This window comes from Streptomyces sp. NPDC043867 (assembly GCF_056435845.1).
Genome location: NZ_JBWKDS010000025.1, coordinates 109,178 through 135,390, shown reverse-complemented (window position 1 = coordinate 135,390; position 26,213 = coordinate 109,178). Strand labels below are relative to the sequence as shown.

Annotated in this window: 25 protein-coding genes; 11 read left to right on the top strand and 14 right to left on the bottom strand. The window is 72.5% G+C overall.

Features of this window, described 5'->3' with window-relative positions:
* Positions 1–91: 91 nt before the first annotated feature.
* The gene (locus AC069T_RS24480) at positions 92–931 is read right to left on the bottom strand and encodes a lysozyme (protein ID WP_478784748.1); all 840 of its coding nucleotides are present in this window, start codon (positions 929–931) and stop codon (positions 92–94) included.
* Between the two features lie 289 nt (positions 932–1,220).
* Here AC069T_RS24480 and AC069T_RS24475 point away from each other — a divergent pair, with 289 nt between their 5' ends.
* The gene (locus tag AC069T_RS24475) at positions 1,221–1,715 is read left to right on the top strand and encodes a MarR family winged helix-turn-helix transcriptional regulator (RefSeq protein ID WP_478784747.1); all 495 of its coding nucleotides are present in this window, start codon (positions 1,221–1,223) and stop codon (positions 1,713–1,715) included.
* Positions 1,716–1,768: 53 nt separating this feature from the next.
* On the opposite strand, the gene AC069T_RS24470 is transcribed toward AC069T_RS24475, so the two are convergent.
* Positions 1,769–2,557, bottom strand: coding sequence for a protein phosphatase 2C domain-containing protein (locus AC069T_RS24470; protein WP_478784746.1), 789 nt, complete (start codon positions 2,555–2,557; stop codon positions 1,769–1,771).
* 371 nt (positions 2,558–2,928) lie between these two features.
* On the opposite strand from AC069T_RS24470, the gene AC069T_RS24465 reads away from it, so the two are divergent.
* Genes AC069T_RS24465 through AC069T_RS24445 form a run of 5 tightly spaced genes read left to right on the top strand, consistent with a single transcriptional unit; the run spans position 2,929 to position 8,832 of the window.
* On the top strand, positions 2,929–6,003 hold the full coding sequence (locus AC069T_RS24465) for a sensor histidine kinase (protein ID WP_478784745.1): 3,075 nt from the start codon (positions 2,929–2,931) through the stop codon (positions 6,001–6,003).
* Positions 6,000–6,500: a roadblock/LC7 domain-containing protein gene (locus AC069T_RS24460; RefSeq protein WP_478784744.1), complete on the top strand. Its 501-nt coding sequence runs from the start codon at positions 6,000–6,002 to the stop codon at positions 6,498–6,500. The genes AC069T_RS24465 and AC069T_RS24460 overlap by 4 nt, the downstream gene beginning before the upstream one ends.
* Positions 6,497–6,895, top strand: a complete 399-nt coding sequence (locus AC069T_RS24455; RefSeq protein ID WP_478784743.1) for a DUF742 domain-containing protein — start codon at positions 6,497–6,499, stop codon at positions 6,893–6,895. The genes AC069T_RS24460 and AC069T_RS24455 overlap by 4 nt, the downstream gene beginning before the upstream one ends.
* Positions 6,876–7,538, top strand: a complete 663-nt coding sequence (locus tag AC069T_RS24450; protein WP_478784742.1) for a GTP-binding protein — start codon at positions 6,876–6,878, stop codon at positions 7,536–7,538. Before AC069T_RS24455 ends, AC069T_RS24450 begins: the two co-directional genes overlap by 20 nt.
* 31 nt (positions 7,539–7,569) lie before the next feature.
* Positions 7,570–8,832 carry a styrene monooxygenase/indole monooxygenase family protein gene (locus AC069T_RS24445; protein ID WP_478784741.1) on the top strand — a complete coding sequence of 421 codons (1,263 nt, stop codon included), beginning with the start codon at positions 7,570–7,572 and terminating at the stop codon, positions 8,830–8,832.
* Here the strand turns inward: AC069T_RS24445 and AC069T_RS24440 are convergent.
* The 4 genes from AC069T_RS24440 to AC069T_RS24425 form a co-directional block, all read right to left on the bottom strand.
* The gene (locus tag AC069T_RS24440) at positions 8,796–9,965 is read right to left on the bottom strand and encodes a C40 family peptidase (RefSeq protein WP_478784740.1); all 1,170 of its coding nucleotides are present in this window, start codon (positions 9,963–9,965) and stop codon (positions 8,796–8,798) included. The genes AC069T_RS24445 and AC069T_RS24440 overlap by 37 nt on opposite strands.
* 103 nt (positions 9,966–10,068) lie before the next feature.
* Positions 10,069–10,413 (bottom strand): hypothetical protein, encoded by a 345-nt coding sequence (locus AC069T_RS24435; protein WP_478784739.1) that lies wholly within the window; start codon positions 10,411–10,413, stop codon positions 10,069–10,071.
* Positions 10,414–10,423: 10 nt separating this feature from the next.
* The gene (locus AC069T_RS24430; RefSeq protein ID WP_478784738.1) at positions 10,424–11,149 is read right to left on the bottom strand and encodes a TetR/AcrR family transcriptional regulator; all 726 of its coding nucleotides are present in this window, start codon (positions 11,147–11,149) and stop codon (positions 10,424–10,426) included.
* Positions 11,150–11,217: 68 nt separating this feature from the next.
* Positions 11,218–12,147 (bottom strand): AurF N-oxygenase family protein, encoded by a 930-nt coding sequence (locus tag AC069T_RS24425; RefSeq protein ID WP_478784737.1) that lies wholly within the window; start codon positions 12,145–12,147, stop codon positions 11,218–11,220.
* A 153-nt stretch (positions 12,148–12,300) separates the two neighbouring features.
* Between AC069T_RS24425 and AC069T_RS24420 the strand changes: the two genes are divergently transcribed.
* Positions 12,301–13,410 (top strand): ferritin-like domain-containing protein, encoded by a 1,110-nt coding sequence (locus AC069T_RS24420; RefSeq protein WP_478784736.1) that lies wholly within the window; start codon positions 12,301–12,303, stop codon positions 13,408–13,410.
* Positions 13,411–13,469: 59 nt separating this feature from the next.
* Positions 13,470–14,351: a hypothetical protein gene (locus AC069T_RS24415; protein WP_476752283.1), complete on the top strand. Its 882-nt coding sequence runs from the start codon at positions 13,470–13,472 to the stop codon at positions 14,349–14,351.
* A gap of 229 nt (positions 14,352–14,580) precedes the next feature.
* Here AC069T_RS24415 and AC069T_RS24410 read toward each other — a convergent pair whose 3' ends face one another.
* From AC069T_RS24410 to AC069T_RS24385, 6 genes are all read right to left on the bottom strand, one after another.
* A complete protein-coding gene (locus tag AC069T_RS24410; protein WP_478784735.1) occupies positions 14,581–16,038 on the bottom strand; it encodes a penicillin-binding transpeptidase domain-containing protein in 1,458 nt (485 codons plus the stop codon).
* Entirely contained in the window at positions 16,035–17,402 is a 1,368-nt protein-coding gene (locus AC069T_RS24405; protein ID WP_478784734.1) for an FtsW/RodA/SpoVE family cell cycle protein, read from the bottom strand. The genes AC069T_RS24410 and AC069T_RS24405 overlap by 4 nt, the downstream gene beginning before the upstream one ends.
* 104 nt (positions 17,403–17,506) lie before the next feature.
* Entirely contained in the window at positions 17,507–17,974 is a 468-nt protein-coding gene (locus AC069T_RS24400) for an SH3 domain-containing protein (RefSeq protein WP_478784733.1), read from the bottom strand.
* 70 nt (positions 17,975–18,044) lie between these two features.
* Positions 18,045–19,364: an ATP-binding protein gene (locus tag AC069T_RS24395; protein WP_478784732.1), complete on the bottom strand. Its 1,320-nt coding sequence runs from the start codon at positions 19,362–19,364 to the stop codon at positions 18,045–18,047.
* Entirely contained in the window at positions 19,361–19,930 is a 570-nt protein-coding gene (locus AC069T_RS24390) for a hypothetical protein (RefSeq protein WP_478784731.1), read from the bottom strand. The genes AC069T_RS24395 and AC069T_RS24390 overlap by 4 nt, the downstream gene beginning before the upstream one ends.
* A 313-nt stretch (positions 19,931–20,243) precedes the next feature.
* The gene (locus AC069T_RS24385; RefSeq protein ID WP_478784730.1) at positions 20,244–20,750 is read right to left on the bottom strand and encodes a protein-tyrosine phosphatase family protein; all 507 of its coding nucleotides are present in this window, start codon (positions 20,748–20,750) and stop codon (positions 20,244–20,246) included.
* A gap of 116 nt (positions 20,751–20,866) precedes the next feature.
* On the opposite strand from AC069T_RS24385, the gene AC069T_RS24380 reads away from it, so the two are divergent.
* Positions 20,867–21,670 carry a nuclease-related domain-containing protein gene (locus tag AC069T_RS24380; protein WP_478784729.1) on the top strand — a complete coding sequence of 268 codons (804 nt, stop codon included), beginning with the start codon at positions 20,867–20,869 and terminating at the stop codon, positions 21,668–21,670.
* A 473-nt stretch (positions 21,671–22,143) separates the two neighbouring features.
* On the opposite strand, the gene AC069T_RS24375 is transcribed toward AC069T_RS24380, so the two are convergent.
* Positions 22,144–22,734 carry a TetR/AcrR family transcriptional regulator gene (locus AC069T_RS24375; RefSeq protein ID WP_478784728.1) on the bottom strand — a complete coding sequence of 197 codons (591 nt, stop codon included), beginning with the start codon at positions 22,732–22,734 and terminating at the stop codon, positions 22,144–22,146.
* Between the two features lie 160 nt (positions 22,735–22,894).
* Between AC069T_RS24375 and AC069T_RS24370 the strand changes: the two genes are divergently transcribed.
* A complete protein-coding gene (locus tag AC069T_RS24370; protein ID WP_478784727.1) occupies positions 22,895–23,839 on the top strand; it encodes an alpha/beta hydrolase family protein in 945 nt (314 codons plus the stop codon).
* A 27-nt stretch (positions 23,840–23,866) separates the two neighbouring features.
* Here AC069T_RS24370 and ligD read toward each other — a convergent pair whose 3' ends face one another.
* On the bottom strand, positions 23,867–24,751 hold the full coding sequence (ligD, locus tag AC069T_RS24365) for a non-homologous end-joining DNA ligase (RefSeq protein ID WP_478784726.1): 885 nt from the start codon (positions 24,749–24,751) through the stop codon (positions 23,867–23,869).
* A gap of 51 nt (positions 24,752–24,802) precedes the next feature.
* On the opposite strand from ligD, the gene ku reads away from it, so the two are divergent.
* Positions 24,803–25,924, top strand: a complete 1,122-nt coding sequence (ku, locus tag AC069T_RS24360) for a non-homologous end joining protein Ku (protein ID WP_478784725.1) — start codon at positions 24,803–24,805, stop codon at positions 25,922–25,924.
* Positions 25,925–26,213: the final 289 nt, after the last annotated feature.

Below are 26,213 nucleotides of genomic sequence, written 5' to 3'. Positions count from 1 at the left end.
GGGAGTCGACGCGGAGCGTCGGCGACCGACGACAACGCCGCAGATGTGCGTGCCGGACCCCGCGACGCCGGCATGATCCAAACGACAGGCCCTAGCCGTTGGCGAGTGCCGTCACGCGGTCGAGGGCGCCGTTGAACTTGTCGTGGTCGCCGACCGTCGGGCCCGAGGACGTGTACTGCCACATCGTGTAGAAGCCCCAGCCGGCGGGCAGTGTGCCCGGATCGGTGTCGTAGCGGGCGATCCACAGCGGGTTGGCCGCCGCGAAGCCGCCGTAGTTGCCGGTGCACTGGGTCCACCAGGTGGTGGCCGTGTAGATCACCGCGTCGCGGCCGGTGCGCGCCCGGTACTGGTTCAGGAAGTCCCGGATCCAGGTGACCATCGCGCTCTGCGTCTTGCCGTAGCAGGCCGCTCCGTACGGGTTCCACTCGATGTCGAGGGCGCCCGGCAGTGTCCTGCCGTCCCGGGACCAGCCGCCTCCGTGGTCCACGAAGTAGTTGGCCTGGGCGGCTCCGCCGGTGGTGTCGGGGGTCGCGAAGTGGTACGAACCGCGGATCATGCCGACGTTGTAGGCGCCGTCGTACTGCTGGGCGAAGTAGGGGTTCGTGTAGTACGTCCCCTCCGTCGCCTTGGTGTAGGCCCAGCGGACGCCGCTGTTCCACAGGGTCGACCAGGCGACGTTGCCCTGGTGGCTGCTGACGTCGACGCCCTCGGTCTGGGCGGCGTCACCGGTGGACGGCGTCCCGCCCCGGCCGTCGTGCGCGAGGACGCCCATGCCCATGTGGGCGGAGCCGCGGGCGGGTGTGCCGGCGGCCTGGGCGAGGGCCGCCGGAAGGCTGAACAGGAGGGAGAGCGCGGCGAGCAGGATCCCGGCCGTGGGGAGTCGCCTGGGGGAGCGCGACGGTCGGGCTGTTCCGCATCTGTGCTCGGGCATGGCGTGCCTCCGAGGGGTTCGGTGGTGCGCGGTGATGCTCGGTGGGGGAAAGCGGGAGAACGCCGGCAGGCGCACGCACTCCGGGGGAGGACGGGCCGTCGCCGGCCGGTCAGTGGCGTGGGCATGCCAGTAATTGCCTCCTAAAGAAGCTACGCACGTAGAAGTGCGGCTGGGAAGAGGCGCCGGAGGCTGCCGTTGGTCTACTCCTGCGAAATACTGGCGGAGCTGCGGCAACGGCCACTTTTGGCGGAAACTTTCAGGATCGGGAAACCGGGTCAGGGGTGCTGACGTGCACGAGCACGGGAACGACGACGGGCATCGCGTCGAATCCACCGCGTCGGGAAATGGTGTGGACCAGGAATTCCCGGCGCTGGAAAGGGAGTTGACGGTGTTCCTGCGGCGCGCCCGGGCCTCCTCGGGGGAGATGGCCCGGGAGGTCCACCCCGACCTGGAGTCCTCCGCGTACGGACTTCTCGTCCGGCTTGAGGAGTGCGGCCGGCAGCGGGCCACCGAACTAGCCGCCTACATCGGGGTCGGGAAGGCCACGATGTCCCGCCAGCTGCGCGCCCTCGAGGACCTCGGCCTCGTCGCCCGCGAGCCCGACCCGGCGGACGGCCGGGCCTGGCTGGTCCACCTCACGGAGGAGGGGCGGGTGCGCTTCCGGGCGGTACGGGAGGCGCGGCGGGCCCGCTACGTCCGCCAGCTCTCCGGCTGGGACCCCCGCGAGGTTGCGGAACTGGCCCGGCTGCTCCACCAGTTGAACCGCGGGGTGGAGGGCGGGTAGCTCCGGGACGCGACGACCCGCGCTCGCCGGGTCGCGTGAAGTGCCTGAACACGCTAGAGCTCCACGTACACCACCGTCGCGTCGTCGTGCGTCTTGCCCCGGCGCAGCCGCGTCCGCTCCACCGCGTCCGCCGACTCCAGTACCCGTATCCGGTCGACGAGGGACGCGGCACCCTCCTTGCGGACGAGGGTGAACAGGTCGGCCCAGTCGCCCTGATGGAAGCGGTCCGTCCAGCGGGTCGCCCCGTCCGTGAGGGCGGCCAGGGCGCGGACGTCCGCGCGGGGCAGCGTGCCGGTCACCGCCCGCCGGCCCACCGAGGCGTCGGCCGCCGCGGTGAAGAAGCCGCCCTCCTTGTTGCGGACCGTCGCGTCCGCGACGGCGTCCGTGGCCAGGGACGCCGTCGGGATCCGGGACAGCCGGTCGTCCAGGACAGCCGTCACCCCGCCCGTGGAGTCCTGGATCAGCAGCGCCGAGTCCGAGAGGACCAGGTACTCGACCGTGTCCGCGGACCAGCGCGCGAGGACGACGGTTGCCTGCGGCGTGCGCGGGTGAGAAAGGTCACACGTGTCGGCATGGGCGGCGGCCGTGCGGCGGATCGCCCGCGCCAGCACCTCCGTCAGCGTCATATCGGGCTGCGAAACGGACAGTTCGGTCAGTGCGCCACCCAGACGCGCGGTGAACCAGGGGACCGAATGCCGGCATCCGGCGTCGCCCCTCGGGGGCGTCACCCCGTCCAGCACGACCAGGGAACCGCCCTGTCCCGAGGCCGGAAGACCGACCGCGGCGAAGTCCTCATTGAGGCGGTCCGGGTCGCCGGGCCGCGTGACGAGTTCAGTGCGCATCCAGCCAGTCTGCACGAGCCCTTCACACCGCGTACGAGACGCGGCGCCGACTGCCGCGCGGGCGTCGACGGGCAGGTCAGGCGCCCTGTTTGGCATGTAATGATCGACTCCGGCGAAGCGTGGCGGCGAATACTGCCAAAGCGCGTCGCCGACGTCCAACCGGCCCGCCGTGCGGGCCCGTGGCAAGCGCCGCGGGAACTTGCCCGCCAACTCCTCGCCGATGTTCACTCCTTCGGGTGGCGGCTCGGAAGATGCGGGACCACTGCCCACCGGCACTGGGAGGGTCGGGAGCCGTACCGGGCGGCGGACGCCCCAGTTGACGGAACGTCACCCGGGCCCATGGGTACACGAGTACAGGAATGCGAGCACCGGTGCAGAAAATGCGGCCTCGGCGCACAGCCAAGCAGACGGCCTCCAAGGAGGGTGCGACCGGCGACGCCGCCGCCGACTCCGCGGGCAGGGGCGCTCCCGCCCACGTACGCAACCGGCTCATCGTCGCCGTGGCCGTCGTCGCGGCGGCCATCGCGGGCGCGGCCGCCCCGACGGTCCTCGCCGCCTCCGGCCAACTGAGCGACTCCCAGGACCTGGTGACGTTCGCGCGGCAGACGCAGGAGGCGCTCACCCTCGCGCACTCGCTGGCCGACGAACGGGACGAGGTCGTCCCGTACATCGCCGCCGGCCGCCCCAAGACCAGGGCGCCCTCCGAGCAGCGCAGCGCCCGGGTGGACCGGCAGGTCGAGGAGCTGCGCGCGGACGCCGACGCCCCCGCCGGACTGCGCAAGGACCTCGACGCCGTCGCGGCCGTGCGCCGGGCGGCGCTCACCGGCAAGAGCACCGCTCTCGAAGCCCACCAGGCGTACTCCGAGGCCATCACCGAACTGCACGGCCTCGCCGAGGAACTGGCGCAGCTGCTGCCGCCCCGCGCGGGTTCCGGCGCGTACGCCCTCGCCGAACTGGACACCGCCGTCCAGCAGGCCGCGTCCACCCGCGGGCTGCTTCTCGCGGCGCTGGCCGTCCCCCGCTCCACGCGGACCTCCATCGACCCGGTCACCGGACTGCCGACCACCTCGGAGAACTCGTCGGACGCCGACGCCAAGCAGCGTGAGGCGCTCAGCGCCGCCGCCCAGCAGGCCCGCCTGCGCTCCGACGCGGCCCTCTCCGACTTCCGCGACACCGCGCCCAAGGCCGCCCGGGCCTCGTACGACTCCACGGTCAACGGACCCGACGTCACCTCGGCCGACAAGTACCTGGCCACCCTCACCGACCAGCCGACGCTCTCCGACGACGAACTCGGCACGAGCGTCAAGAAGCTGGACGCCGCCCTCTCCGCCCGCGTCGAGCTGATGCGCGGCGTGGAGGCCTCGCTCAACGACCGCCGCACGAAGGAACTCGCCCAGCTGCGCGACGACGACGTGACCGGCCTCGAACTGCGCGTCGCCCTCCTCGGCGCGCTGCTGCTGGTCGCCGTCGGCGTCAGCACGGCCATGGCCCGCACGCTGACCCGCCCGCTGGCGGTCCTGCGGATCGGCTCGGCCCGGGTGGCCGCCGACCCGGCCACCGAGGAACCGGTCAAGTTCACCGGCCGCAACGACGAGTTCGCGCAGGTCGTCCGGTCCGTCAACACGCTGCGCGCGCACGCGGCGGCGCTCCACGAACGGCAGGCCACCCTCGAGGCCGACCGCAAGCACCTCATCGGCCAGCGCCAGACGATGGCCGACGAGCGCGCCCAGCTGCGCACGGAACTCGCCGCGGCCACCGCCCACCTGGAGCAGGTGCGGCACAGCATCCACGGCACGTTCGTCAACCTGGCGCTGCGCACCCTCGGCCTCGTCGAGCGGCAGCTCGCCGTCATCGAGAAGCTCGAGGAGCGCGAGCAGGACCCCGAGCGCCTCTCCACCCTCTTCAAGCTCGACCACTTCGCCACCGTGATGCGGCGGCACAGCGAGAACCTGCTGGTCCTCGCCGGCGCGGAGCACATCCAGCAGCACGCGGGCCCGGTCCCGCTGGTCGACGTCGTGCGGGCCTCGGTCAGCGAGATCGAGCGGTACGAGCGGGTGCGGATCGCCGCGCTGCCGCCGCACGCGCACCTGGCGGGCTTCGCCGCGGACGACCTGAGCCACCTGGTGGCCGAACTGCTGGAGAACGCCACGTCGTTCTCCCCGCCCGACATGGCGGTCGAGGTCTCCGGCTGGCTCCTGGAGAGCGGCGAGGTGATGCTCTCCGTCCAGGACGAGGGCATCGGCATGACCACCGAGCGGATGGAGCAGCTCAACTCCCGGCTCGCCGACTTCGATCCGGACGACGCCTACGACGAGGAGAGCGGCGAGGGCCTCGGGCTCGGTCTGTACGTGGTGGCCCGGCTCGCCCACCGCCACGGCGTGCGCGTGCACCTGCGCGAGCAGAAGCAGGGCGGCGTCGCCGCGGTCGTGGTGCTGCCCAAGGCGCTGCTGGCCGCCGCGCCGGCCGCCGCCGCACCCGCCGGGACCGCGTCCGCGCCGGCCCTCGGCGGTGCCCCCGCGCTGTCCCTGCCGGGCGTCGACGCCGAGGCCAACTCCAACGTCCTGCACGGCCGTTCGGCCGCCGCGCCCACCGCGACACCCGGCCCTGCGGAGCCCTCCGGCGCCCCCACCGCCGGGGACCCGCTCATAGCCGCGGCCGAACAGGCGGTACGCGCCCACGCGGCGCCCGACGGGTCGGTGCAAGAGACCGGCAGCACCGAGGCCACCCGAGCGCACCGCGCCGACCCGGCCGCACGGGAGCCCGGCACGGACGAGGCCGTACGGGCCCCCGGCGCCGACCACGCCGCCGTACCCGCCCCCGGCACCGGGGAGGGCGTACGGGAGCCGCGCGCCGACGCGCCGACGCCGGAGTTCCGCACCCGTGACGCGTCGGGGGACCCCGGTGCCGACGCCGCCCCGCACGCCTCCGGTGCCGGTGACGCCCCGCGCGACGGCGAGAACGTCTCCCGGGCCGAGCGGCCCTCGGAGACGACGATGGAGCTGCTCGCGCCGGAACCCCCGGCGGACGAGCCCCCCGCCTCCGCCCCAGCGGCGGAGCCCGAGACCACGGCAGAGACCGACTCCGAGCCCCCCACGGACGCCGGCCTCCCCGCCCGGACCACCACCGATCCCTACGCCATCGGCCCCGACACCCACGACCGTGTCGCGGACGAGCCGCAGCGGGTCACCGCCAAGGGTCTGCCCAAGCGCACGCCGAAGATCTCGGCACCCGCGCCGGCCCCGAGGCAGCGCACCGGAGGGGTGGACGCCGACGCCCTGCGCCGCAGGCTCGGCGGATTCCACCGCGGTGCGCTGGAGGGCCGCCGCGACGTCGAGGCGGAGATCGCCGAGGAGACCTCGCAGACGAGGGCGCCCGAGGCGGACGCCGTACCCGCGGCACACGACGTACCAGCCACGGGGGGCACAGTCGAGGAGGCAAGCAGTTGACCGCGCCCAGTACCTTCGGACTGAGCAGTGAGGCCCGCAACCTGCACTGGCTGCTGACGAACCTCGTCGAGGAGGTGCCGGGGCTGCTGTCGGTCGCGGTCGTCTCCTCCGACGGCCTGCTGCTGCTCTCCTCCGACCCCGGGAGGAACGCGGAGGCCCGGACGGCATCCGAGCGGAGCAGCGGCCCCAAGGGGTCCGCCGCCGACCTCGCCACCATCGTCTCCGGCATCGGCAGCCTGACCATCGGCGCCGCCAAGCTGATGGACGGCGGCGGGGTCAAGCAGACGATGGTCGCCATGGACGAGGGCAGCCTGTTCGTCATGTCGATCAGCGACGGCTCCCTGCTCGGAGTACACGGCTCCCCGGACTGCGACATGAGCGTGGTGGCGTACCACATGGCGCTCTTCGTCGGCCGCGCCGGACACGTGCTGACCCCCGAACTCCGCACCGAGTTGCGCCGATCCCTGGAGACCGAGTCGATGGGGAGTGCCCGATGAGTACCACCAGGCTTCCGGTCCGCGGCGGCGACCGCAAACCCGCCCGCGTGCGCCCCTACTCCCTCACCGGCGGCCGTACCCGCTTCGGGCACGTGCTGCTCGTCGAGACGTTCGTGGCGGCGCTGGAGGCACCCGAGGAACGCCGGGAACTGACGAACGGCTCCCTCGCCACCCGGGTGATGCCCGAGATGCGGGCCATCGTCGAACTGTGCCGCCGGATGCGGACGGTGGCCGAGATCGCCGCGCTGCTCAAGATGCCGCTCGGCGTGGTCCGCGTGCTGCTGAGCGACCTGGCGGACCAGGGAAAGATTCGCGTGTACGGAACAGGTCACGGCCCGGGACAGCCGGACCGCGCACTGCTGGAAAGGGTGCTGAGTGGACTCCGTCGTCTCTGACGCCACCACAGGTGTCTCCCCGGACGTCGAGACCGACGTCTTCCGCCTCGTCGAGCCCGAGGAGGAGCTCCAGGCCTGGCAGACCGACCGGACGCGCGCCCCGATCGCCACGAAGATCGTGGTGGCGGGCGGCTTCGGCGTCGGCAAGACCACCCTCGTCACCGCGGTCTCCGAGATCACGCCCCTCCAGACGGAGGCGCTGATGACGCAGGCCAGCGAGGACACCGACGACCTCAGCGCGACCCCGGAGAAGCTGACCACCACGGTGGCCATGGACTTCGGGCGCATCACGCTCGACGACGACCTGGTGCTCTACCTCTTCGGCACGCCGGGGCAGCAGCGCTTCTGGTTCATGTGGGACGACCTGGTGCGCGGGGCGATCGGCGCGGTGGTCCTCGCCGACACCCGCCGCCTGACGGACTGCTTCCCGGCGCTCGACTACTTCGAGAGCTGCGGACTGCCGTACGTCGTCGCCGTGAACCACTTCGACGGCAGCGAGCGGTTCGAGCCGGAGGACGTGCGCGAGGCCCTGACGGTGCCCGCGCACATACCTGTCATGATCATGGACGCGCGGCGCCGGATCTCGGTCGTGGAGACCCTGCTGGCCCTGGTCGGCCACGCACTCGACGTCACCCCCGAATAAGTCGTACGCACTTGCACAGTTAAGGACCCGCATGCGGAAGATACTCGTCGTCGGAGCCGGCCAGTCCGGCCTCCAGCTCGCCCTCGGCCTCCAGTCGCACGGGTACGAGGTCACCCTGATGTCCAACCGGACAGCGGACGAGATCCGGTCCGGCCGGGTCATGTCGACGCAGTGCATGTTCGACACGGCACTCCAGCACGAACGCGACCTCCAGCTGAACTTCTGGGAGTCCCAGGCCCCGAAGATCGAGGGCCTCGGCGTCTCGGTGGCGGCGCCCGGATCGCACGACCCGGGCCCCACCCAGCGCGCGATCGACTGGGTGGGCAAGCTGGACGGCTACGCCCAGTCCGTCGACCAGCGCGTCAAGATGGCCGGCTGGATGGAGACGTTCGCCCAGCGCGGCGGCCAGCTCGTCATCCACGGCGCGGCGGTCTCCGACCTCGACTACTTCTCCCGCACCTACGACCTGGTGCTGGTCTCCGCCGGCAAGGGCGAGCTGGTCTCCATGTTCGGCCGCGACGCCGCGCGTTCCCCGTACACCGAGCCGCAGCGCGCCCTCGCCGTCGCCTACGTCCACGGGCTGGGTCCGCGCCCCGAGCACCCCGACTTCGACGCGGTCCGCTGCAACCTGGTCCCCGGCGTCGGCGAGCTCTTCGTCATGCCGACGTTCACCACCTCGGGCCGCGCCGACATCCTCTTCTGGGAGGGCGTACCCGGCGGCCCGCTGGACGTCTTCAACGGCGTCAAGGACCCCGCCGAGCACCTCTCCCTGACCCTGGAGCTCATGGAGAAGTTCACGCCCTGGGAGTACGCGCGGGCCACCAAGGTCGAGCTGACCGACGCGAACGGCACCCTCGCCGGCCGCTACGCCCCGACCGTCCGCAACCCGATCGGCCGGCTGCCCGGCGGCGGCCTGGTCCTCGGCGTCGCCGACGTGGTCGTGGCCAACGACCCGATCACCGGCCAGGGCTCGAACTCGGCGTCCAAGTGCGCCGCCGCCTACCTCGCCTCCATCCTGGAGCGCGGCGAGCAGCCCTTCGACGAGGCCTGGATGCAGGCCACCTTCGACCGCTACTGGGACACCGCCCAGCACGTCACCAAGTGGACCAACGCCATGCTCGGGGTCCCGCCGGAGCACGTCCTCAACCTGATCGGCGCCGCCGGGCAGCTCCAGCCCGTCGCCGACCGGTTCGCCAACGGCTTCAACGACCCGGCGGACTTCGAGAACTTCTTCTTCGAGCCGGCCAAGACCGAGGTCTACCTCGCCTCCGTGACCGGCTCCGCGAAGGAGTAGCCCTCGTCGGACCCGTCCCCGGCGTCCCGGGGCGGCTCCGGCGGCGTGTACCGCCGCAGGGGCTCCCCGCCGGGGTCGGGCCGCACGGCGCCCAGCACCGGGTTCGCCGCGATCGGCGACACCTTGATCCGCGCGCCGGGCCGCGGCGCCTGCACCACCATGCCGTCGCCGAGGTAGAGAGCGACATGCGTGGCCTCGGGGAAGTAGACCACCAGGTCGCCGGGGCGCAGCTCGGCCAGCGGGATCCGCGGCAGCTCGGCCCACTGCTCCTGGCTGGTGCGCGGCACGGCCCGCCCGGCGTGCTCCCACGCCCGCGAGGTCAGTCCCGAGCAGTCGTACGACTCCGGGCCCTCGGCACCCCACGCGTACGGCTTGCCCAGCTGCCGTACGGCGTAGCGGAGCGCCTCGCCGCCCTCCCGCGACGGGGTGCGCCCGCTGCTGAGCGCACCCGACGCCATGAACGTCCGCTGCGCCTTCGCCGTCCCCGTCTCCTCCAGCTCGGCCAGCTTCGCCAGCCGGTCCGCGCTGAGCGAGGCGAGCAGCTCCTCGACCTCCGCCAGCTTTCCCCTGACCTTGTCGCGGTCCTTCCTGCGCCGCTCGGTGAGGGTGAGCTGGTCGTCCAGGGCCTTGCGCGCGGCCCTCGCCAGGGCGTCCCTGCGCCTCTCGTCGACGGTGAGCCGGCCGACGGTCTCCGCCCGCCGGCGTGCCAGCTGCCCGATCACGTGCCCCTCTTCCAGCGCGTGCTGCGGATCGCGGGAGAGCAGCAGCCGTACGTAGGGGGAGATCTCGCTGCTGTTCTGGTACTGCTGGCGGGCCAGCCGTCCCGCGGCGCCCCGGCTGTCGTGCAACGAGAGCCGCGCCCCGGCCAGCTCCTTCTCCAGCCTCGCGGCGTCGGCCCGCTTCGCCCGCAGCCGCTCCTCGGTCGCGTTGTACGTCTCGGTGGCCTGTTCGGCCTGCCGGTACAGCTTCTGAAGATCCGTCAGCAGGGCGGCCAGGGAACGGCCGTCCGGCGCGGACTCGGCGACGGCGGAACCGGTGCCCGGTCCGGGTGCGGCCAGGGCGGGGGAGGGGGCGAACAGTGCTCCGGCCGCCACCGCCGCCGTACAGACCAGGTGCAGAAGCCTTCCTGACATGTCATCACCTCCGAGGGGGGGCGGTGTCTCCGTCCCGCACCGTGAGGATCAGATGCCTGCGCGCGGTCCGCGCGCGGAAGGTGGGCGGTTCGGCCCAACGGGGTCACTCGTCGGCGTCGTCCGGCTTGCCGGTCGGCGTGGCACCGTGCTCCGTGCCCTTCCCGGTGCCCAGGTCCGGGGCGGGGGCCGGCTTGGACCACGGCCACTTCAGGCCGCCGCCCTTCCCGCCCGCCGGGTCGTACGCGTACTTCCACCCCGGATGCAGGGCGAACCGTCCGCCGGGCGGGCGTTGGACGCGGCGGTAGACGAGGACGGTCGGCGGGCCCCCCGCGGCGTCCGGCACCGGGACGCGGTACACCTTCGGGGGGTGTCCGGTCATGCCGAGCAGGACGGGCAGGACGCGGCCGTCCAGGGGCCCGCCCTCGAAGGGGGTGTCTTCGCTCTTCACGCCCCCAGTGTCACAGCAGGTGCGCCGCGTCGCCGACCACGGGCAGCACACGCCGGACCAGCGCGCCCACGGGCCCGTCCGCCGGCTCCATGGCGAGGGCCGCCCGCACCACGGCGGCGGCCTGCGGGTCCCGGCCGGCGGTCGCCGCGAGCACGGCCACGAACTGCTCGACGAGCGAGTCGCGCAGCTCGTCCAGCGGCGGTTCCTTGTCCTCGTCGAGCCAGATCAGCGAGGCCGCCTCGACCGAGGTGATCCACATCCGGACGGTCATGCGCAGCCGCGGCCCCGGATCCGCCACGTCCAGGTGCGCGAGGATGTGCTCGGCCGCGGCCCGCCGCACCCCGTCCACGATGGCCGTCGTCCGCGAGGTCTCGACGACGCTGCCGCCCTGGAGCAGGGCACTGAATCCGGCGTCGTGCTGGTCGACGAAGGCGAGGTACCGGTCGAGGGCCCGCGACAGCCGCCGGGTCAGCGGCCCTTGAGGCGGCTCCGCGAAGCACTGCTCCAGCTCCTCGGCGGCGGACCGCAGCGCGGCCTCGTACAGCTGCTGTTTGCCGCCGGGGAAGTACCGGTAGACCAGCGGACGCGACACCCCCGCCGCCTCCGCCACGTCGTCGAGCGAGATCTCCTCCGGCGCGCGGTGCGCGAAGAGGGACAGCGCCGCGTCGAGCAGCTGACTGCGCCGCTCCTCGACACTCAGCCTGCGGTACGCGGGGGTGGAGGCCTGCGGGGTCATGTCGGGCAGCGTAACCGTGTTCGCCCCCGGGCACGCCGCGACCGCGGGGCGCGGCTCCCCGGACACGGCTACGCCAGCAGCCCCGACGACCTCCACAGCCGGCGTCCGGGCCCGCGCAGCACTCCGATGTCGTCCAGGAAGTCGGTCAGGCGCTTGGAGCCGGTCTGCATGACCTCGCGGCGGTGACCGCTGGCCTTCACCTGGGCGACGGCCTCGCGCCGGTCGAGACCCACGTTCGTGTAGACCTCGGGGTTGATGAAGGCCTGCGAGAAGACGCGGGCGAACTCGCCGGAGGTGACCCGGGTGAACTCCTGCGACCAGCGCGGCGCCGTCATCATCTGGCGGCGCAGCTCCTCACGGGCGTACCGGACGTGGCGGGCCTCCTCCACGACGTGGATGCGCGTCACACCGCGGACCAGGGTCTGCACGCGCTCGTCCGGGAACGTCAGCCGCTGCATCCAGTCGAGCACCTCCTCGCCGAGCAGGGTGGCCGTGAAGGAACCGGGCGTGGTCGAGACGGTCTTGAAGAGCCGGCCCAGGTTCTGGTGCGCCCGGCTGACCGGGTAGTGGGGCGTCCCGCTCCGGCTGATCAGGCGCGCGAACATCTTGGAGTGGCGGCACTCGTCCTCGATCTCGGTGAGCGCGTACCGCACGTGGGCGCTCGTCGCCGCCTTGTCGTAGATGTGCCGCACCAGCAGCTGCATCAGGATGATCTCGAACCAGATGCCGAGCGAGGCGAGGGCCGCGGCCTCGTGCTGCGAGAGCGCGATGCGCTGCTCCTCGCTCATCCGCTTCCACAAGGGGGTGTCGTAGAGGGACACCAGCTCCGGGGGCCAGAACCACTTGCCCGGCTCGAACGGGGCGTCCCAGTCCAGCTCCTCGTCCGGGTCGAAGGAGTGCTTGGCGGAAGAGTCGAGCAGGCGCTCGGCCACCTGCTCCCGGTCCTTGAGCAGGCCGAGCGCGTCGCGCAGCACATCGGCTTCCGTGACTGTCGTCATGACTGTTCCCACCTCGTCGTACCGGATGAACAGGAGCCGGGCACACCAGCGTTACCGGCGGTCACGTCTTATGAGAGTGCTTGTCAGCAAGCTCGTCAATCCCCTGCGCGCGACTTGTTGACCCCGGGTCCGCCTCGTGTGAGCCTGCCAGGTATGCCGACGTATGAGCTCTATGCCATGAACGCGGGAGACCCTTCGTGGAGCGTGCCGGCCGGCGGAGCCGCGCGCTTCAGCTGGGAGTACGACGACGGACGCGACCGCCTGCTCGCCCTGTACCAGAAGGGCAAGGACAAGCAGTGGGACGGCCGGAAGCGGATCGACTGGGACCAGGAGGTCGACCCGTACGATCCGCTCGGCACCCCGGACGAGGCGATGACCCTCCACGGGACGCCGTACTGGGCCAAGATGACCGACCGGGACAGAGGCGAGCTGCGCAAGCACTACGCGTCCTGGCAGTTCAGCCAGTTCCTGCACGGCGAGCAGGGCGCCATGGTCTGCGCCGCCCGGATCGTCGAGTCCGTCCCCGACCTGGACGCCAAGCTCTACTCGGCCACCCAGACGATGGACGAGGCCCGCCACGCGGAGATCTACTCCCGCTTCCTGCACGAGAAGATCGGGATGCTCTACCCGATCAACGACAACCTCCAGGCGCTCCTCGGCGACACCCTGCGCGACTCCCGCTGGGACATGCCCTACCTCGGGATGCAGGTCCTCATCGAGGGCCTCGCGCTCGCCGCCTTCGGCATGATCCGCGACACCACGGACAAGCCGCTGCCCAAGCAGATCCTCGCCTACGTCATGCAGGACGAGGCCCGGCACGTCGCCTTCGGCCGCATGGCGCTGCGCGACTACTACAAGCAGCTCACCGACGCCGAACTGCGCGAGCGCGAGGAGTTCGTCATCGAGGGCTGCTACCTGATGCGCGACCGGCTGCGCGGGGACGAGGTCCTGGAGAACTTCGGCATCCCCAGGGCCGAGGCCGCGGAGTACAGCGAGCAGTCCGAGTTCCTGCACCTGTTCCGGCAGTTGCTGTTCAGCCGCATCGTCCCCTGCGTCAAGGACATCGGCCTGTGGGGCAAGCGCCTCCAGCAGGCCTACGTCGACATGGGCGTCTTCGAGATGGGCGACTCGAACCTCGACCTCCTGATGGCCCAGGACGAGGAGATCGCGGAGAAACTGGACGCCGAGCGGTTCGCGGCCGAGGAGCGGGAGCGGGTGGCGGAGGTACGGGAGGCGATCGAGTCGGGGGCGACGGAGGACTGACGTTCCGGCGACTTCCGGCCGGGTCACCGCGGTTCACCCGTCTGGAGTACGGTTCTGGCGTGTCCACGCCTCCACCGCCCCAGCATCCGCAGAACCCGTACGGGCAGCAGCCCCAGGGCCCGTACGGCGGACAGCCGCCCGCGCCTGCCTACGGTCAGCAGCCGCCCCCGAGCCCGTACGGCCAGCAGGCCGCGCCCTACGGAGCGCCGCAGGGAGCCCCGTACGGGCAGCCGGGTCAGCCCGGTCAGCCCGGCCAGCAGCCCTACGGCTGGGGTGCGCCCCCGATGGCGCCGCCCCCCAAGAAGAGCCGGGTGGGTCTCGTCCTCGGCATCGTGGGCGGAGTCGTCGCCCTCGTCGTCGTGATCGTCGTGGGGCTCGCGGTGATCGGTTCGAAGACCGACAGCGGCTTCCCCGAGGCGGAGTTCAAGCTCACGCTGCCCAAGACCCTGCTCGACGAGCGCTACGAACTCGCCCAGGACCTCTCCGACTCCGAGGGCTCCAAGGTCGAGGGCGAGGCGGACGGCGCCTGGGACGCGCGGGACGTCACCGCCGTGGTCGGCCAGTACAGCGTCGGCGGCGACACCACCAAGGGCAACCTGGTCATCTCGGGCATGTACGGCCGGTTCAAGAACACCGGCACCGCCCGCGACAAGATGATGGAGGGCGCCGCCGAGTCCGACGGCGCCAAGGTGGCCGTACCGCCGAAGGACTTCAAGCCCGCCGGCTCGGACACCACGATCACCTGCCAGGTGCTCACCAAGGACCAGCTGGGCACGACGATGACCATCCCGATGTGCGGCTGGGTGGACGGCAACACCGGTGCCTCCGTCGCCGAGATCACCGCGGAGAGCATGACGAAGGACCCCTCCGACGTGGACCTGGAGGCGGCCGCCAAGACCGCGGTCGAGGTGCGCTCGGAGATCAGGAAGCCGATCGGCTGATCGGTCGCCGCGGCGTCACGGGGACGCCACGGCGGACGGGGGCCATCACGGCGGGCTCGGCAACTCCCGCCGGTTCACGGTCCCGCCGGCCCGCCGCTCTCGCCGGCCCAGGGTCCCGCCGACCCGTCGCTCTCGCCGGGCCCGTCGCTCTCGCCGGCCCGGCGGGAACAGTGTCCGCAGGGTGGTGGCAGTGGGCGGTGCAACGGCCGCCGCCCGCGCCCGCCCGCGTTCACGAGTCGAGCACGGCCTGCATGACGGCCCTGGCGATCGGCGCCGCGTCCCCGCCGCCGCTGATGTCCCCGCGGCGGGCCGCCGCGTCCTCCACCACCACCGCGACCGCCACCGCGGGCTGCATCTCGTCCGCCGCCTGCGCCCAGGAGATGAACCAGGCGTACGGCGTACCGGAGTTGCCGATGCCGTGCTGGGCGGTGCCGGTCTTGCCGCCGACCGTGGCCCCCGGGATCGCGGCGTTCGCGCCGGTGCCCCTCTTCACCACGTCCGTCATCATCTGCCGCAGCTTCGCGGCGGTCGCCGGCCGCATCGCCTGGTGGAGCGTCCTCGTGCCCTTCGTCCGCACCGGGGTGCCCGCCTCGGTGGTCGTCCGCTCCACCAGGTACGGCGCCTTGACCGAGCCGCCGCCCGCCACCGCCGCCGAGATCATCGCCATCTGCAGCGGGGTCGCCCGGGTGTCGAACTGCCCGATGGACGACAACGCCAGCTGTGCCCGGTCCAGCCGGGTGTCGAAGTTGCTCGGCGCGACGGACAACGGAATCCTCAACTCGCGGTCGTTGAAGCCGAAGTTCGTCACCGACCTGGTCATGTCGTCCAGCCCCACGTCCACGCCGAGCTTCGCGAAGACCGTGTTGCAGGACCACTCGAAGGCGTAGCGCAGGGAGGCGTCCCGGCAGTCCGACACCTCGTTCGTCAGCCGGGTCGTGGTCCCCGGCAGCGTGTACGGGTCCGGGGACTTCGTCCGCGCGTCCAGGTCGGTCACCGTACCCGAGTCCAGCGCCGCCGCCGCCGTCACCACCTTGAACGTCGAACCCGGCGGATAGGTCTGCCGGATGGCCCGGTTGAGCATCGGCCTGGCCTCGTCGCCGTTCAGCCGCGCCCACGCCCGCTTCACCGCCGGGCCGGTGCCCGACAGCCGTCCCGGGTCGTACGAGGGCGCCGAGACCAGCGCGAGGATCCGTCCGGTGGACGGCTCGATCGCGGCCACCGCACCCCGGCGCGCGCCCAGTCCGCGGAACGCCGCCCGCTGCGCCGCCGCGTGGATCGTGGTGACCACCTCACCGCCCGGACTCCTGGCCCGCGTGAAGCCGTTCCACAGGGGGAGCGGGGCCAGCAGGGGATCGGCGCCCGACAGGACACCGTCCTCCGCGTTCTCCAGCAGCGAGGTCCCGTACACCTGCGAGGCGAAACCGGTGACCGGCGCGTACAACGGCCCGTCCCGATACGTCCGTTCGTAGCGGAGCTGCTCGCCCGTGTCCTTGGACCCGGTGACCGGCGCGTCGCCGACCACGATGTCCCCGCGCGGCTGGCCGTAACGCGCGATCGTCCCGCGGCGGTTGGCCGGGTTGTCGTCGTACGACGGCGCCTCGACGAGCTGGACGCGGACCGCGTTCACCAGGAGCGCGACGAACAGCACCGCGCACAGCACCGCCGCTCGGCGGATGTAGCGGGTCACGGCGCCTCCGTCCCGTCGTACTGACTGCGCGCGGAGTCGCTGATCCGGATGAGCAGCGCGACGATGATCCAGTTGGTGACGACCGAGGAGCCGCCCTGGGCGAGGAACGGCATCGCCATTCCGGTGAGCGGGATCAGCCCGGTCACCCCGCCCGCGATCACGAACACCTGCAGCGCCAGGATCGAGGCGAGACCGATCGCCAGCAGCCGCCCGAACGGGTCGCGCAGGGCGATGCCGGCCCGGTAGCCGCGCTCCACCAGCAGTGCGTACAGCAGGAAGATCCCGCAGAGCCCGATCAGGCCCAGTTCCTCGCCGGCCGTCGCCAGGATGAAGTCCGACTTGGCGGCGAAGCCGATGAGGATCGAGTGCCCCAGGCCCAGACCGGTGCCCGTCACACCGCCCGCGGCGAACGCGAAGAGCGACTGGGCCAGTTGGTTGGGTCCCCGGCCCGCCTCGATCGACGCGAAGGGGTGCAGCCAGTCCTCGACCCGGCTGTGCACGTGCGGTTCGAGCCGGCCGACGGCGACCGCGCCGACCACCGCGAGCAGCAGCCCCACCGCGATCCACCCGGTGCGGCCCGTGGCGACGTACAACAGGATCACGAAGAGGCCGAAGAAGAGCAGCGAGGTGCCGAGGTCCCGCTCCAGGACCAGCACGCCCACACTCAGCAGCCAGATCGCGACGATCGGCCCGAGCACCCGCCCGGTCGGCAGCTGGAGCCGGGTGAACCGCCAGAGCTGCCGGCCCGAGTACGCGAGCGCGTGCCGGTTGGCCGCCAGGTAGCCGGCGAAGAAGACCGCGAGCAGCACCTTCGCGAACTCGCCCGGCTGGAAGGAGAAGCCCGCGACCCTGATCCAGATCCGGGCGCCGTTCACGGACGGGAAGAAGATCGGCAGGGTGAGCAGGGCGAGCGCGGCGACCACGCTGACGTAGGTGTAGCGCTGGAGCACCCGGTGGTCGTGCAGCGCGACGACGGCCACGATGAAGAACGCGACGCCGAGCGTGGACCAGACGAGCTGGGTGGTGGCCGCCTGGTCGTGCGGCGTCTCCAGGTCGAGCCGGTAGATCAGCACCAGGCCCAGGCCGTTGAGGAGCACGGCGATCGGCAGCAGCACCGGATCCGCGTACGGCGCCCGCAGGCGCACCGCGAAGTGGGCCAGCAGCGCGAGCACGCCGAGCCCGGCGCCGTAACCGGCGGCGCCGGGCGGGAGGGTGCCGTGCTGCGCGAGACCGACGGCGCAGTAGCCGTAAACCGAGAGCAGGACGGCGACCACGAGGAGGGTGAATTCGACGCCGCGGCGCCGGGGCAGGCGTACGGCGGAGGTGGGCGGATCCGCTGCCACGGTGGTTCCGGCCTCGATCATGTCCGGAACGTAGCAAGCGTGGGACCCTGATGTCCTGTTATGTCGCTACAAACGGGCCAACGCGGTCCGCCTCGGAGTGCGGTGCGCGCGTCGGGGTGGCGCGGTCAGCACCAGCGGGGGTCCGCACCGATGGTGTCGATGTACTTCGCCGAACCCCAGGCCCAGGTGCCGTCCGTCAGGAGGTACCAGAGGTTGTCGTGGCCGACCTGCTCGCCGCTCGTCTTGCAGAAGATCTGGACGGTCGCGCCGTAGGGCTCGACGCGGACGACCGCGCTGCCGCGGGCCGGCGCGTCGCGCAGCACCAGCCCGCCCCGGGCCGTGACCCGGCCGGTGTAGAGGCTGGGGCTGTGGTTGCCGTCGTGGTTCCAGTCGCGGCCGCTGTTGTTCCAGCCGAGGCCGCCTTCGTTCCAGCCCTGGGTGTCGTCGTGGTCCTGGCTGCCGCTGACCTGGTTCTCGCCGGAGTCGGAGTCCCGGCCGTCGGCGAGGGCCGGGGCGGTCGTGGCGGCCAGCGCGGCGAGGGCGCCGCCGGCGGCGACTGTGCCGAGGCGGGTGAGCGTGGACCGCAGGGTCATGGGTGCTCCTCCGTGAACGGGGCGAAGCTGACTGCTCGCCACACTAGGAGGGGCGCCGCCGGTACGCCCGTCACACTGCGCCATCGGAGAGATGCGCAGGTGTCTCCGCGGCGAGGTCCGGCGGCGCCTCCGGCCCCGTCGGCGGGGGCCGCGTCCCGGCCCGGGGAAGCGTCAGCGTCGCGACCGCTCCGCCGTCCGCGGCGTTGCCGAAGGTGAGCCGCGCCCCCAGCACCTCGGCCTGGCCGGCCGCGATGGTCAGACCGAGCCCGTGCCCCCTGGCGCCGCCCTCCGTACGGAACCGCTGCGGTCCGTGCGCCACGAGGTACTCCGGGAACCCGTCACCGTGGTCCCGCACGGTCACCACCGGCCCGTCGACGGTCAGCACCACCGGGGGCCGCCCGTGCTTGTGCGCGTTCGCCACCAGATTGCCGAGCACCCGTTCGAGCCGGCGCCGGTCGGTCTCCACCCAGACGTCCCGGACCACGCGGATCTCCGTGCCGGACTCCCGCACCACCCGCCCCGCGAGCGCCGCGAGCCGCATCGCGTCGAGGGCGGGCCGCTCGCCCCCGGTGTCGAGCCGCGAGATCTCCAGCAGATCCTCGGTGAGCGTGCGCAGGGCGGCGACCCGGTCGCGGACCAGCTCCGTCGGGCGGCCCGGCGGCAGCAGCTCGGCCGCCGCGTGCAGCCCGGTCAGCGGGGTGCGCAGCTCGTGCGCCACGTCCGCGGTGAACCGCTGCTCGCTCAGCAGCTTGCCCTGCAGCGTCGACGCCATGGTGTCCAGCGCGCCGGCCACCGCGGCCACCTCGTCCTGGCGCCGCGACGGATCCTTCGTACGGGGATCGTCCACCCGCGCGTCCAGATCCCCCGCGCTGATCCGCCGGGCCACCTGCGCAGTCCCGTGCAGTCGCCGGGTCACCCGCGTCACCGCGAACGCGCCCACCAGCAGCGTCGCCCCGATGGCCGGCGCCGAGGACCACACGATCGCCTCGTCCAGCGCGTCGATCGTGCGGGCGCCCTGTGCGTAGTCGACCCGTACGGCGAGCGCGTGTCCCTCCTCGGCGGGCCCCGCCGCCCACATCGTGGGGCGCGGGTCGTGCTCGCCGACCATCGTGCCGCGCCGCCCGCCCGCCGCGAGGGCCCTCAGCCGCGCGGGCAGCCCCGGCAGGTCGACGCCGGCGCCCGGCGGCAGCCGGTCCCCCGCCTCGTACGACTCCGTGGCCGCGGTGAGCCGGTCCAGCGCCTGCGTCCGGGCCTCGCCCACGGTGTGGTTGGTCACCGACACGTGCACGAGCAGCCCGAGCAGTGCGGCGAGCGCGCAGCACATCACCGTGATGAAGGCCGCCGCCTTCCCGGTGAGGGTGGCCGTCCACCGCGGCAGGGCCGGTCTCACGAGGCGCTCGCCGACGGCACCGGCGACCCGCTCGGCGTCGGGGTGCCCACGCGCAGGATCTCGTCCCGGGTGGCCAGCATCGCGTGCTGGTGCCGGTCCCATGTCCACACCGTCCGGTACTCGTAACCCGGCAGCGTCGAAGGCGAGCGGATGATCACGGCCCGGCCCGCGAGCTCGACGCCGGCCGTGCTGTCGGCGGTGCCCATGATCTGGACCAGCTCGTGCTTCACGAACGTGTACACCCGCACCGCCAGCTGGTTCCCCGGGAAGCGGATGCCGAGCACCATGTCGTCCTTCCCGTCGCCGGTGAGGTCCCGGTAGCAGGCGCGCAGGACCGGACATTTTCCGCCGTGCGTAGTCCCGCCACCGCAGTCCCCGAGCCGGTCCGCCGTCTCGGCGTACGAGGCGTGCGGGCCGCTGTACTGGTCCGGGTGCGCGGCCACCTCGGCGCGCACCACGTCGAGCGGGTCCACGCGGTGGATGTCGTCGCCCGGCGCCGTGACTCCCCGGACCGTCTCGGTGTCCGCCTCGCCGTAGTCGAGGGCGGGCGTCGAGGCGGGCGGCACCTCCGGCCACAGCCGCGTCGGACCGACGGCCGTCGGCGTGGATCCGGCTCCGCGCAGGTCGCCGGGGTCGCCGCAGGCCGTGGCGGTCGCGAGGAGGAGAGCGGCGAGGGCGGCAGCCGGGACGAGGGCGGTGGGGAGGCGCGGGGCGCGAGCGGTGCGTGGGGAGGGGGCGCTGCGTGGGGTGGCCGGGGCGGTCCGGTGTCACTGGGCTCCTGGGTGCGGGGCGACGCGACTGTCCGGTCCACCTTATGCGCGTTATGTGCGGTGCTCCTCGGCAGGAAACCTCCCTTGTGCCCCGGGTCGGGGCGCCGCGCTACTCGGCCAGTTCCTCGAGAAGCCGGGCCGTCGCCAGGCCTGACCGCAGGTACTCCACGAACAGCTCGTTGTGCAGCGCCCACGGCGAGCGGCGCGTACGGATGAGGCGGATCGCCTCTTCGGGGGCGCGACCCGCGCGGATCAGGGCGTGCGCCACGACGAGCCCCGACCGGTTGTAGCCGTGCCAGCAGCGGACCAGCACGCGCCTGCCGTCGTCGAGCGCCTCGCACGCGGACTGCGCCAGACGCATCACGCCCGCCAGTTGCGTACCGTCCAGGGGGCCGTCCGGGATCGGCCACACGTGGTGCTCCACGCCCGGGTCCGGACCGTGTCCGGGGAGCCGCAGCAGCGTCAGGACCAGGTCGAACTCGTCGTGGACCACCGCGAACTCGTGCTGTCCGGAGTGTGCCCGGAACTCGTGGCCGCCCATCCACAGGCCGGGGACGATCTCGCTCCACGCGCTGTCCGGGGCCGGTACGTCGGAATGCTTCCCGCGGGTCCGCAAAGGTGCCTCCCCCCATGGCGGTCCCCAGCCTCGGGCCCGGCCGACTCCTGACAAAGGTAACGGGGTGTTGCCCCTGGAGCACCCCTCCTGTTCCCATGGTCATGGGGTGATGGTGCATGAGCGGACTGCGCGTCATACCGACCTGGCGGCACGGCCAGGAGCGGCTGTACGTATGTCGTACGGACGGGAGCAACGTCGCCTGGTACGACCGCGAGGCGGCCCGGGTGAGTGTGCTCAGCGAGGACCGGCGCGAGGACGTGCTCGACGCGCTCGGGCCCTTCCTGACCGGGCCGGTGGCGGTGGGACCGCCACCCGTCCCGACGCCCGCCGAGCTGGCCCGCCTCACCCTGCACCCGGACGACGACCTGGCGCCGAACCGGCCTGGCGAGGCGCTGCTGATCGCCCTCGACCGTGATCCGGGGCCCGCGCACCGGCTGCGGCCCGATCCGCGGCGGCGGGCGCTGGCCGTCGAGCAGGCCGTCGGAGAGGCGCTGGACGAGTTGGACGGCGCCGGGTGGCACACGCTGCACTCGGTGCCGCTGCCCGGCGGGGACCGTCTCCACCACCTCGTGATCGGTCCCGGCGGGCTGTTCTCCGTACGGACCCTGTACGCGCGCAGGCAGCGGGTGTTCGTCGCCGACCCGATGGTGACGGTGGGGCGCCGGGAGCCGCAGCCGCTGCTGCGGGAGGTCCGGGCGGAGGCGGACCGTGCGTCGTACGCCCTGACGGCGGAGGTCAGGCCCGTGCTGGTGCTGGCCGAACCCGCCGGTGTGGCGGTGACCGCTCCGCCGCGTGCGGTCCGCATCCTGCGGGATGCGGACGTGCCGTCCTTGGCCCGCCTGGGCGGCGTCCTGAAACCGGCGGACGTCGAGGCGCTGCACGCGATGGCGCGGGACCGGGGGACGTGGCTGCGGGCGTGAGCGGTGCGGGTGCCGCGCCCGCTCTCGGGTGGGTAGGGCGGGCCCGCGCCTGTCTCCGGTGGGTGGGTTCGCCCGGTTGTGTCTTTGCTCCGGTGGGTGGGTCCGTCCGGTTGTGTCTTTGCTCCGGTGGGTGGGTCCGTCCGGTTGTGTCTTTGCTCCGGTGGGCGGGTGCGCCCGGTTGCGCCTTCGCCCCGGTGGGTGGGTCCGTCCCGCTGCGCCTTTGCCCCGGTGGGTGGGGCGCCTTGGCCCGGTGGGTGGGTCGGGGCCGTGCCGGTGCATCCGCCCGTTGCATGTCGGGCGTGCACGCTGGTTACCGAGGTGCGCCGGGGTTGTCTGCCCGACCTGCAACGGGCATCTGATGTACCGGCACGGCCCCTTCTGCGGGCGGGCGGGTGCGGGTCGTGTCGGCTTGCTGCGGGCAGGGGTGGGGGCAGGCGGCAGCTCGTCGGCTCAACGCACCCGGACGACCCCGGTCACTGAGGGCGGCGTAGGCCCGCGATCAGGAGTTCGACCAGGCGGCGCGCGTCATAGCGGGGGTCACCTTCCGCCCCGATGCAGAGATTCCCCACCCCCCGCATGAGGCCGTACGCGTCGATCCCGGACCGAATCTCCCCCGCCCGGTCCGCCGCCTCCAGCAACTGGGCGCACACCGGCAGGAGCCGGTCGAGGAAGTACGCGTGCAGCGCCTCGAACCCGGCATCGCCGGACTGCCAGACCGCGGCGAGCCCGTGCTTGGTGACCAGGAAGTCCACGAAGCGGTCGATCCACCGCCCCAGCGCGGCGTGCGGGGTCGCACTGCTCGCCAGCAGCTCCGGCCCCGCCTCGGCACAGGTGTCCACCTGTCGCCGGTAGACGGCGATGATGAGATCCGCCCGCGTCGGGAAGTGCCGGTAGATCGTGCCCAGCCCGACCCCGGCCTCGGCCGCGATCTCGCGCACCGGCGCCTCGACGCCCGACCTGACGAAAACGGCGGCGGCCGCGTCGAGCAGGGTCCCCTCGTTGCGCCGGGCGTCCCTCCGCTTGGGCCGGGCCCGCTGTCCCGCCCCCTCGTCGCTGTCGTTCACCGCGTCGCTCCCTCCATTACGGGCTTGCCAAAACGGAACGTCGTTCCGTATCGTCTTTTCCGGAACAACGTTCCGTTTCATTATGATGCCAGGCGCCGTTCCGGCGACAAAGTGCCGGCCCCGTGCGGCCGTCGCACAGCTATCGAATGGAAGTACGGCCATGCCCGTCCCGACCACCGCGATCCTGCCGGACAGCGCGGGTGCGCCCGCCCCGATCCTGTCCGTGAAGCCCGGCGTCCTGCCGGCCCCCGGCCGGGGTGAGGACCTCCAGGTCCGCGTGTCCGCGCCCGCGACCGGGACCGACCTGCCCGTCATCGTGTTCTCGCACGGCTACGGCTCTTCGATGGACGGCTACGCCCCGCTGGTGGACTTCTGGGCCGCTCACGGCTTCGTGGTCCTCCAGCCCACCCATCTGGATTCGAGGACGCTCGGCATCCCCGCCGACGATCCCCGTACGCCGCGCATGTGGCGCTTCCGCATCGAGGACGTCAAGCGCGTCCTCGACGAGATCGACGTCCTGGAGGCCGCCGTGCCGGGACTCCGCGGCCGCGTCGACCGCGAGCGCATCGCCGTGGCCGGGCACTCCTGGGGGGCCCAGACGGTGAGTACGCTGCTCGGCGCGCGTGTCCTCGACGCCGAGGGCAACCCCGGCGAGGACTTCTCCGACCCGCGAGTCGGCGCGGGCGTACTGCTCGCCTGCACCGGGCGGGGCGGCGACGACCTGTCACCGTTCGCGGCCGAGCACTTCCCGTTCATGAACCCGTCCTTCGACGGCATGGCCGTCCCCACCCTCGTCGTCGCCGGGGACGAGGACCAGTCCGCGCTGACCACCCGCGGGCCGGACTGGTTCACCGACCCCTACTTCCTCAGCCCGGGACGCAAGAGTCTGCTCACCCTGTTCGGCGCGGAACACTCCCTCGGCGGCGTCTCCGGCCACGACGCCGCCGAGACGACCGACGCGAGCCCCGCACGCGTCGCCCTGATCCAGCGGCTCACCTGGGCCTACCTGCGCAGCGCCCTGCACCCGGAGGACTCCGTCGGGCAGGCGGCGTGCTCCGCGCTGGAGGAGTACCCCCACCCGCTCGGCAAGCTCCAGAGCAAGTAGGCCCCCGGACCCGGCGCGGGAGGCCGCTCACTTCGGGAGCGGTCTCGCGTGGCCGGGGTCCAGCAGCGGTGCCAGCAGGTCCCCGTACCGCGCGAGGCGGGGCTCGATGTCCGCGGCTAGGAAGACCAGGTGGCCGGGGTCCGTGCAGTCCGCGACCTCGTCCCACGTCACCGGCGCGGAGACGCTCGGCTCGGCCCGGGCCCGCAGGGTGTACGCGGTCGCCGTCGTCTTGCGTGCCGCGTTCTGGCTGAAGTCGACGAACACCTTCCCCGGCCGCAGGCTCCGGGTCATCCGGTGGGTGACCCGGCCGGCCAGCGCCCCCTCCGCCTCCACGGCGAGCTTCCTGGCGTAGGCCGACACCTCGTCGGACGGCGTCGGCTCGATCCCCGCCAGCAGGTGCAGCCCCTTCGAACCGGACGTCTTCGCGTACGCCTCGATCCCGTCCGCCGCCAGCCGCTCCCGCAGCCACAGCGCCACCTCGCAGCATTCGACGACGGTCGCGGGCGCCCCCGGGTCGAGGTCGAAGACCATCCGGTCGGCGCACCCGGGCGTCTCGATCCGCCACTGGTGCGTGTGGAACTCCGTGACGAGGTTCGCCGCCCACATCAGGCTGGCCAGATCCTGGATCATCACCATCCGGGCGGGGCCCTCCGAACGCGGGACCTCGGCCGTGGTGACCCAGCTGGGCGTACCGGGCGGCACGTTCTTGGCGAAGAAGACCTGGCCGTCCGGGCCGTCCGGGTAGCGGAGGAAGGACAGCGGCCGGGCGTGGAGGTGCGCCAGCAGGGCGTCCGCGGTCGTCGCGTAGTAGTGCAGCAGCTCGCCCTTGGTGAAGCCGGTCGCCGGATACAGGACCTTCTCCAGGTTGCTCAGCGCGAGCCGTCGCCCCTCCACCTCGGTAATCGGCGTCATACGATGAGAATCCCACGAAACCAGGTGATATCGACCTGAAAGGTGCGGCACGTGAGATCCATCTGGAACGGCGCCATCTCCTTCGGCCTGGTCAGCATCCCGATCAAACTCGTGAACGCCACGGAGAGCCACTCCATCTCCTTCCGCCAGATCCACCTGGAGGACGGCGGCCGCATCCGCTACCGCAAGGTCTGCGAACTGGAGGACCGCGAGGTCACGACCGGCGAGATCGGCAAGGGCTACCAGGACGCCGACGGCACGATCATCCCGATCACGGACGACGACCTCGCCCAGCTCCCGATCCCGACCGCCCGGACCATCGAGATCGTCGCCTTCGTCCCGGCCGACCGGATCGACCCCCTCCAGATGGACACGGCGTACTACCTCTCCGCGAACGGCGTCCCCGCCGCCAAGCCGTACACCCTGCTGCGCGAGGCACTGAAGCGCAGCAACAAGGTCGCCATCGCGAAGTTCGCCCTGCGCGGGCGGGAGCGCCTCGGCATGCTGCGCGTCGTCGACGACGTCATCGCCATGCACGGCCTGCTCTGGCCGGACGAGATCCGGGCGCCCGAGGGCGTCGCCCCCGAGACCGGCGTCACCGTGCGCGACCAGGAACTGGACCTGGCCGACGCCCTGATGGACACCCTCGGCGAGGTCGACCTGGAGGATCTGCACGACGACTACCGCGACGCCGTCGAGGAACTCATCGCCACGAAGGCGTCCGGCGAGGAGGTGGCGGGTCCGCCCGCCCGGGAAGGGGACGGCGGCAAGGTGCTCGACCTGATGGCCGCGCTGGAGAAGAGCGTGCGCGCCGCCAAGGAGTCCCGCGGCGAGGAGACCCCGGCGGGGGAGGAGGCGGAGGTCACGCACCTCACGGCCCGCAAGCAGTCACCCCGCAAGCAGACCTCGCGGAAATCGGCCGAGGCCGCCCCGAAGGACGTCGGCGGAAAGAAGTCCACGTCGGCCGCGAAGAAGACCGCGGCCAAGAAGACGGCGGCGAAGACGACGGCCACGAAGACGACAGGCGCGAAGAAGGCCGCGGAGAAGAAGTCGACGGCGGCCGGGAAGACGGCCGCGAAGAAGACGGCCGGGACCACGGCCAGGTCCGCGGAGAAGAGCGGAACGAAGAACGCGGCGAAAAAGGCCGCACCGCGCAAGCGCGCATCGGCCTGACGGCCACCGCGTCCCGGTGAGGCGCAGCCCGAGTACGCCCCGCTGCGCCCGCCGAAACCGATCGAGTTGCCGAGTCTGGGGTCGCCGAGCGCCGCCGACCAGCGCAGCAGCGCATCAAGTGGGCATCTCCCGACGCGCCGAACAGTCTCGCGCGAGCGGGACGAACACCTCGGATGTCGGATGCGGCGACAAACCTGAGTCCCCGGAGCGCCCTTGCTTCGATCCCTGGGCCCGGTGGGCGCAGTCAGGCCGGTGGTCGAAGCCTCGTAAGCCCTCATTGTCCGCGCCG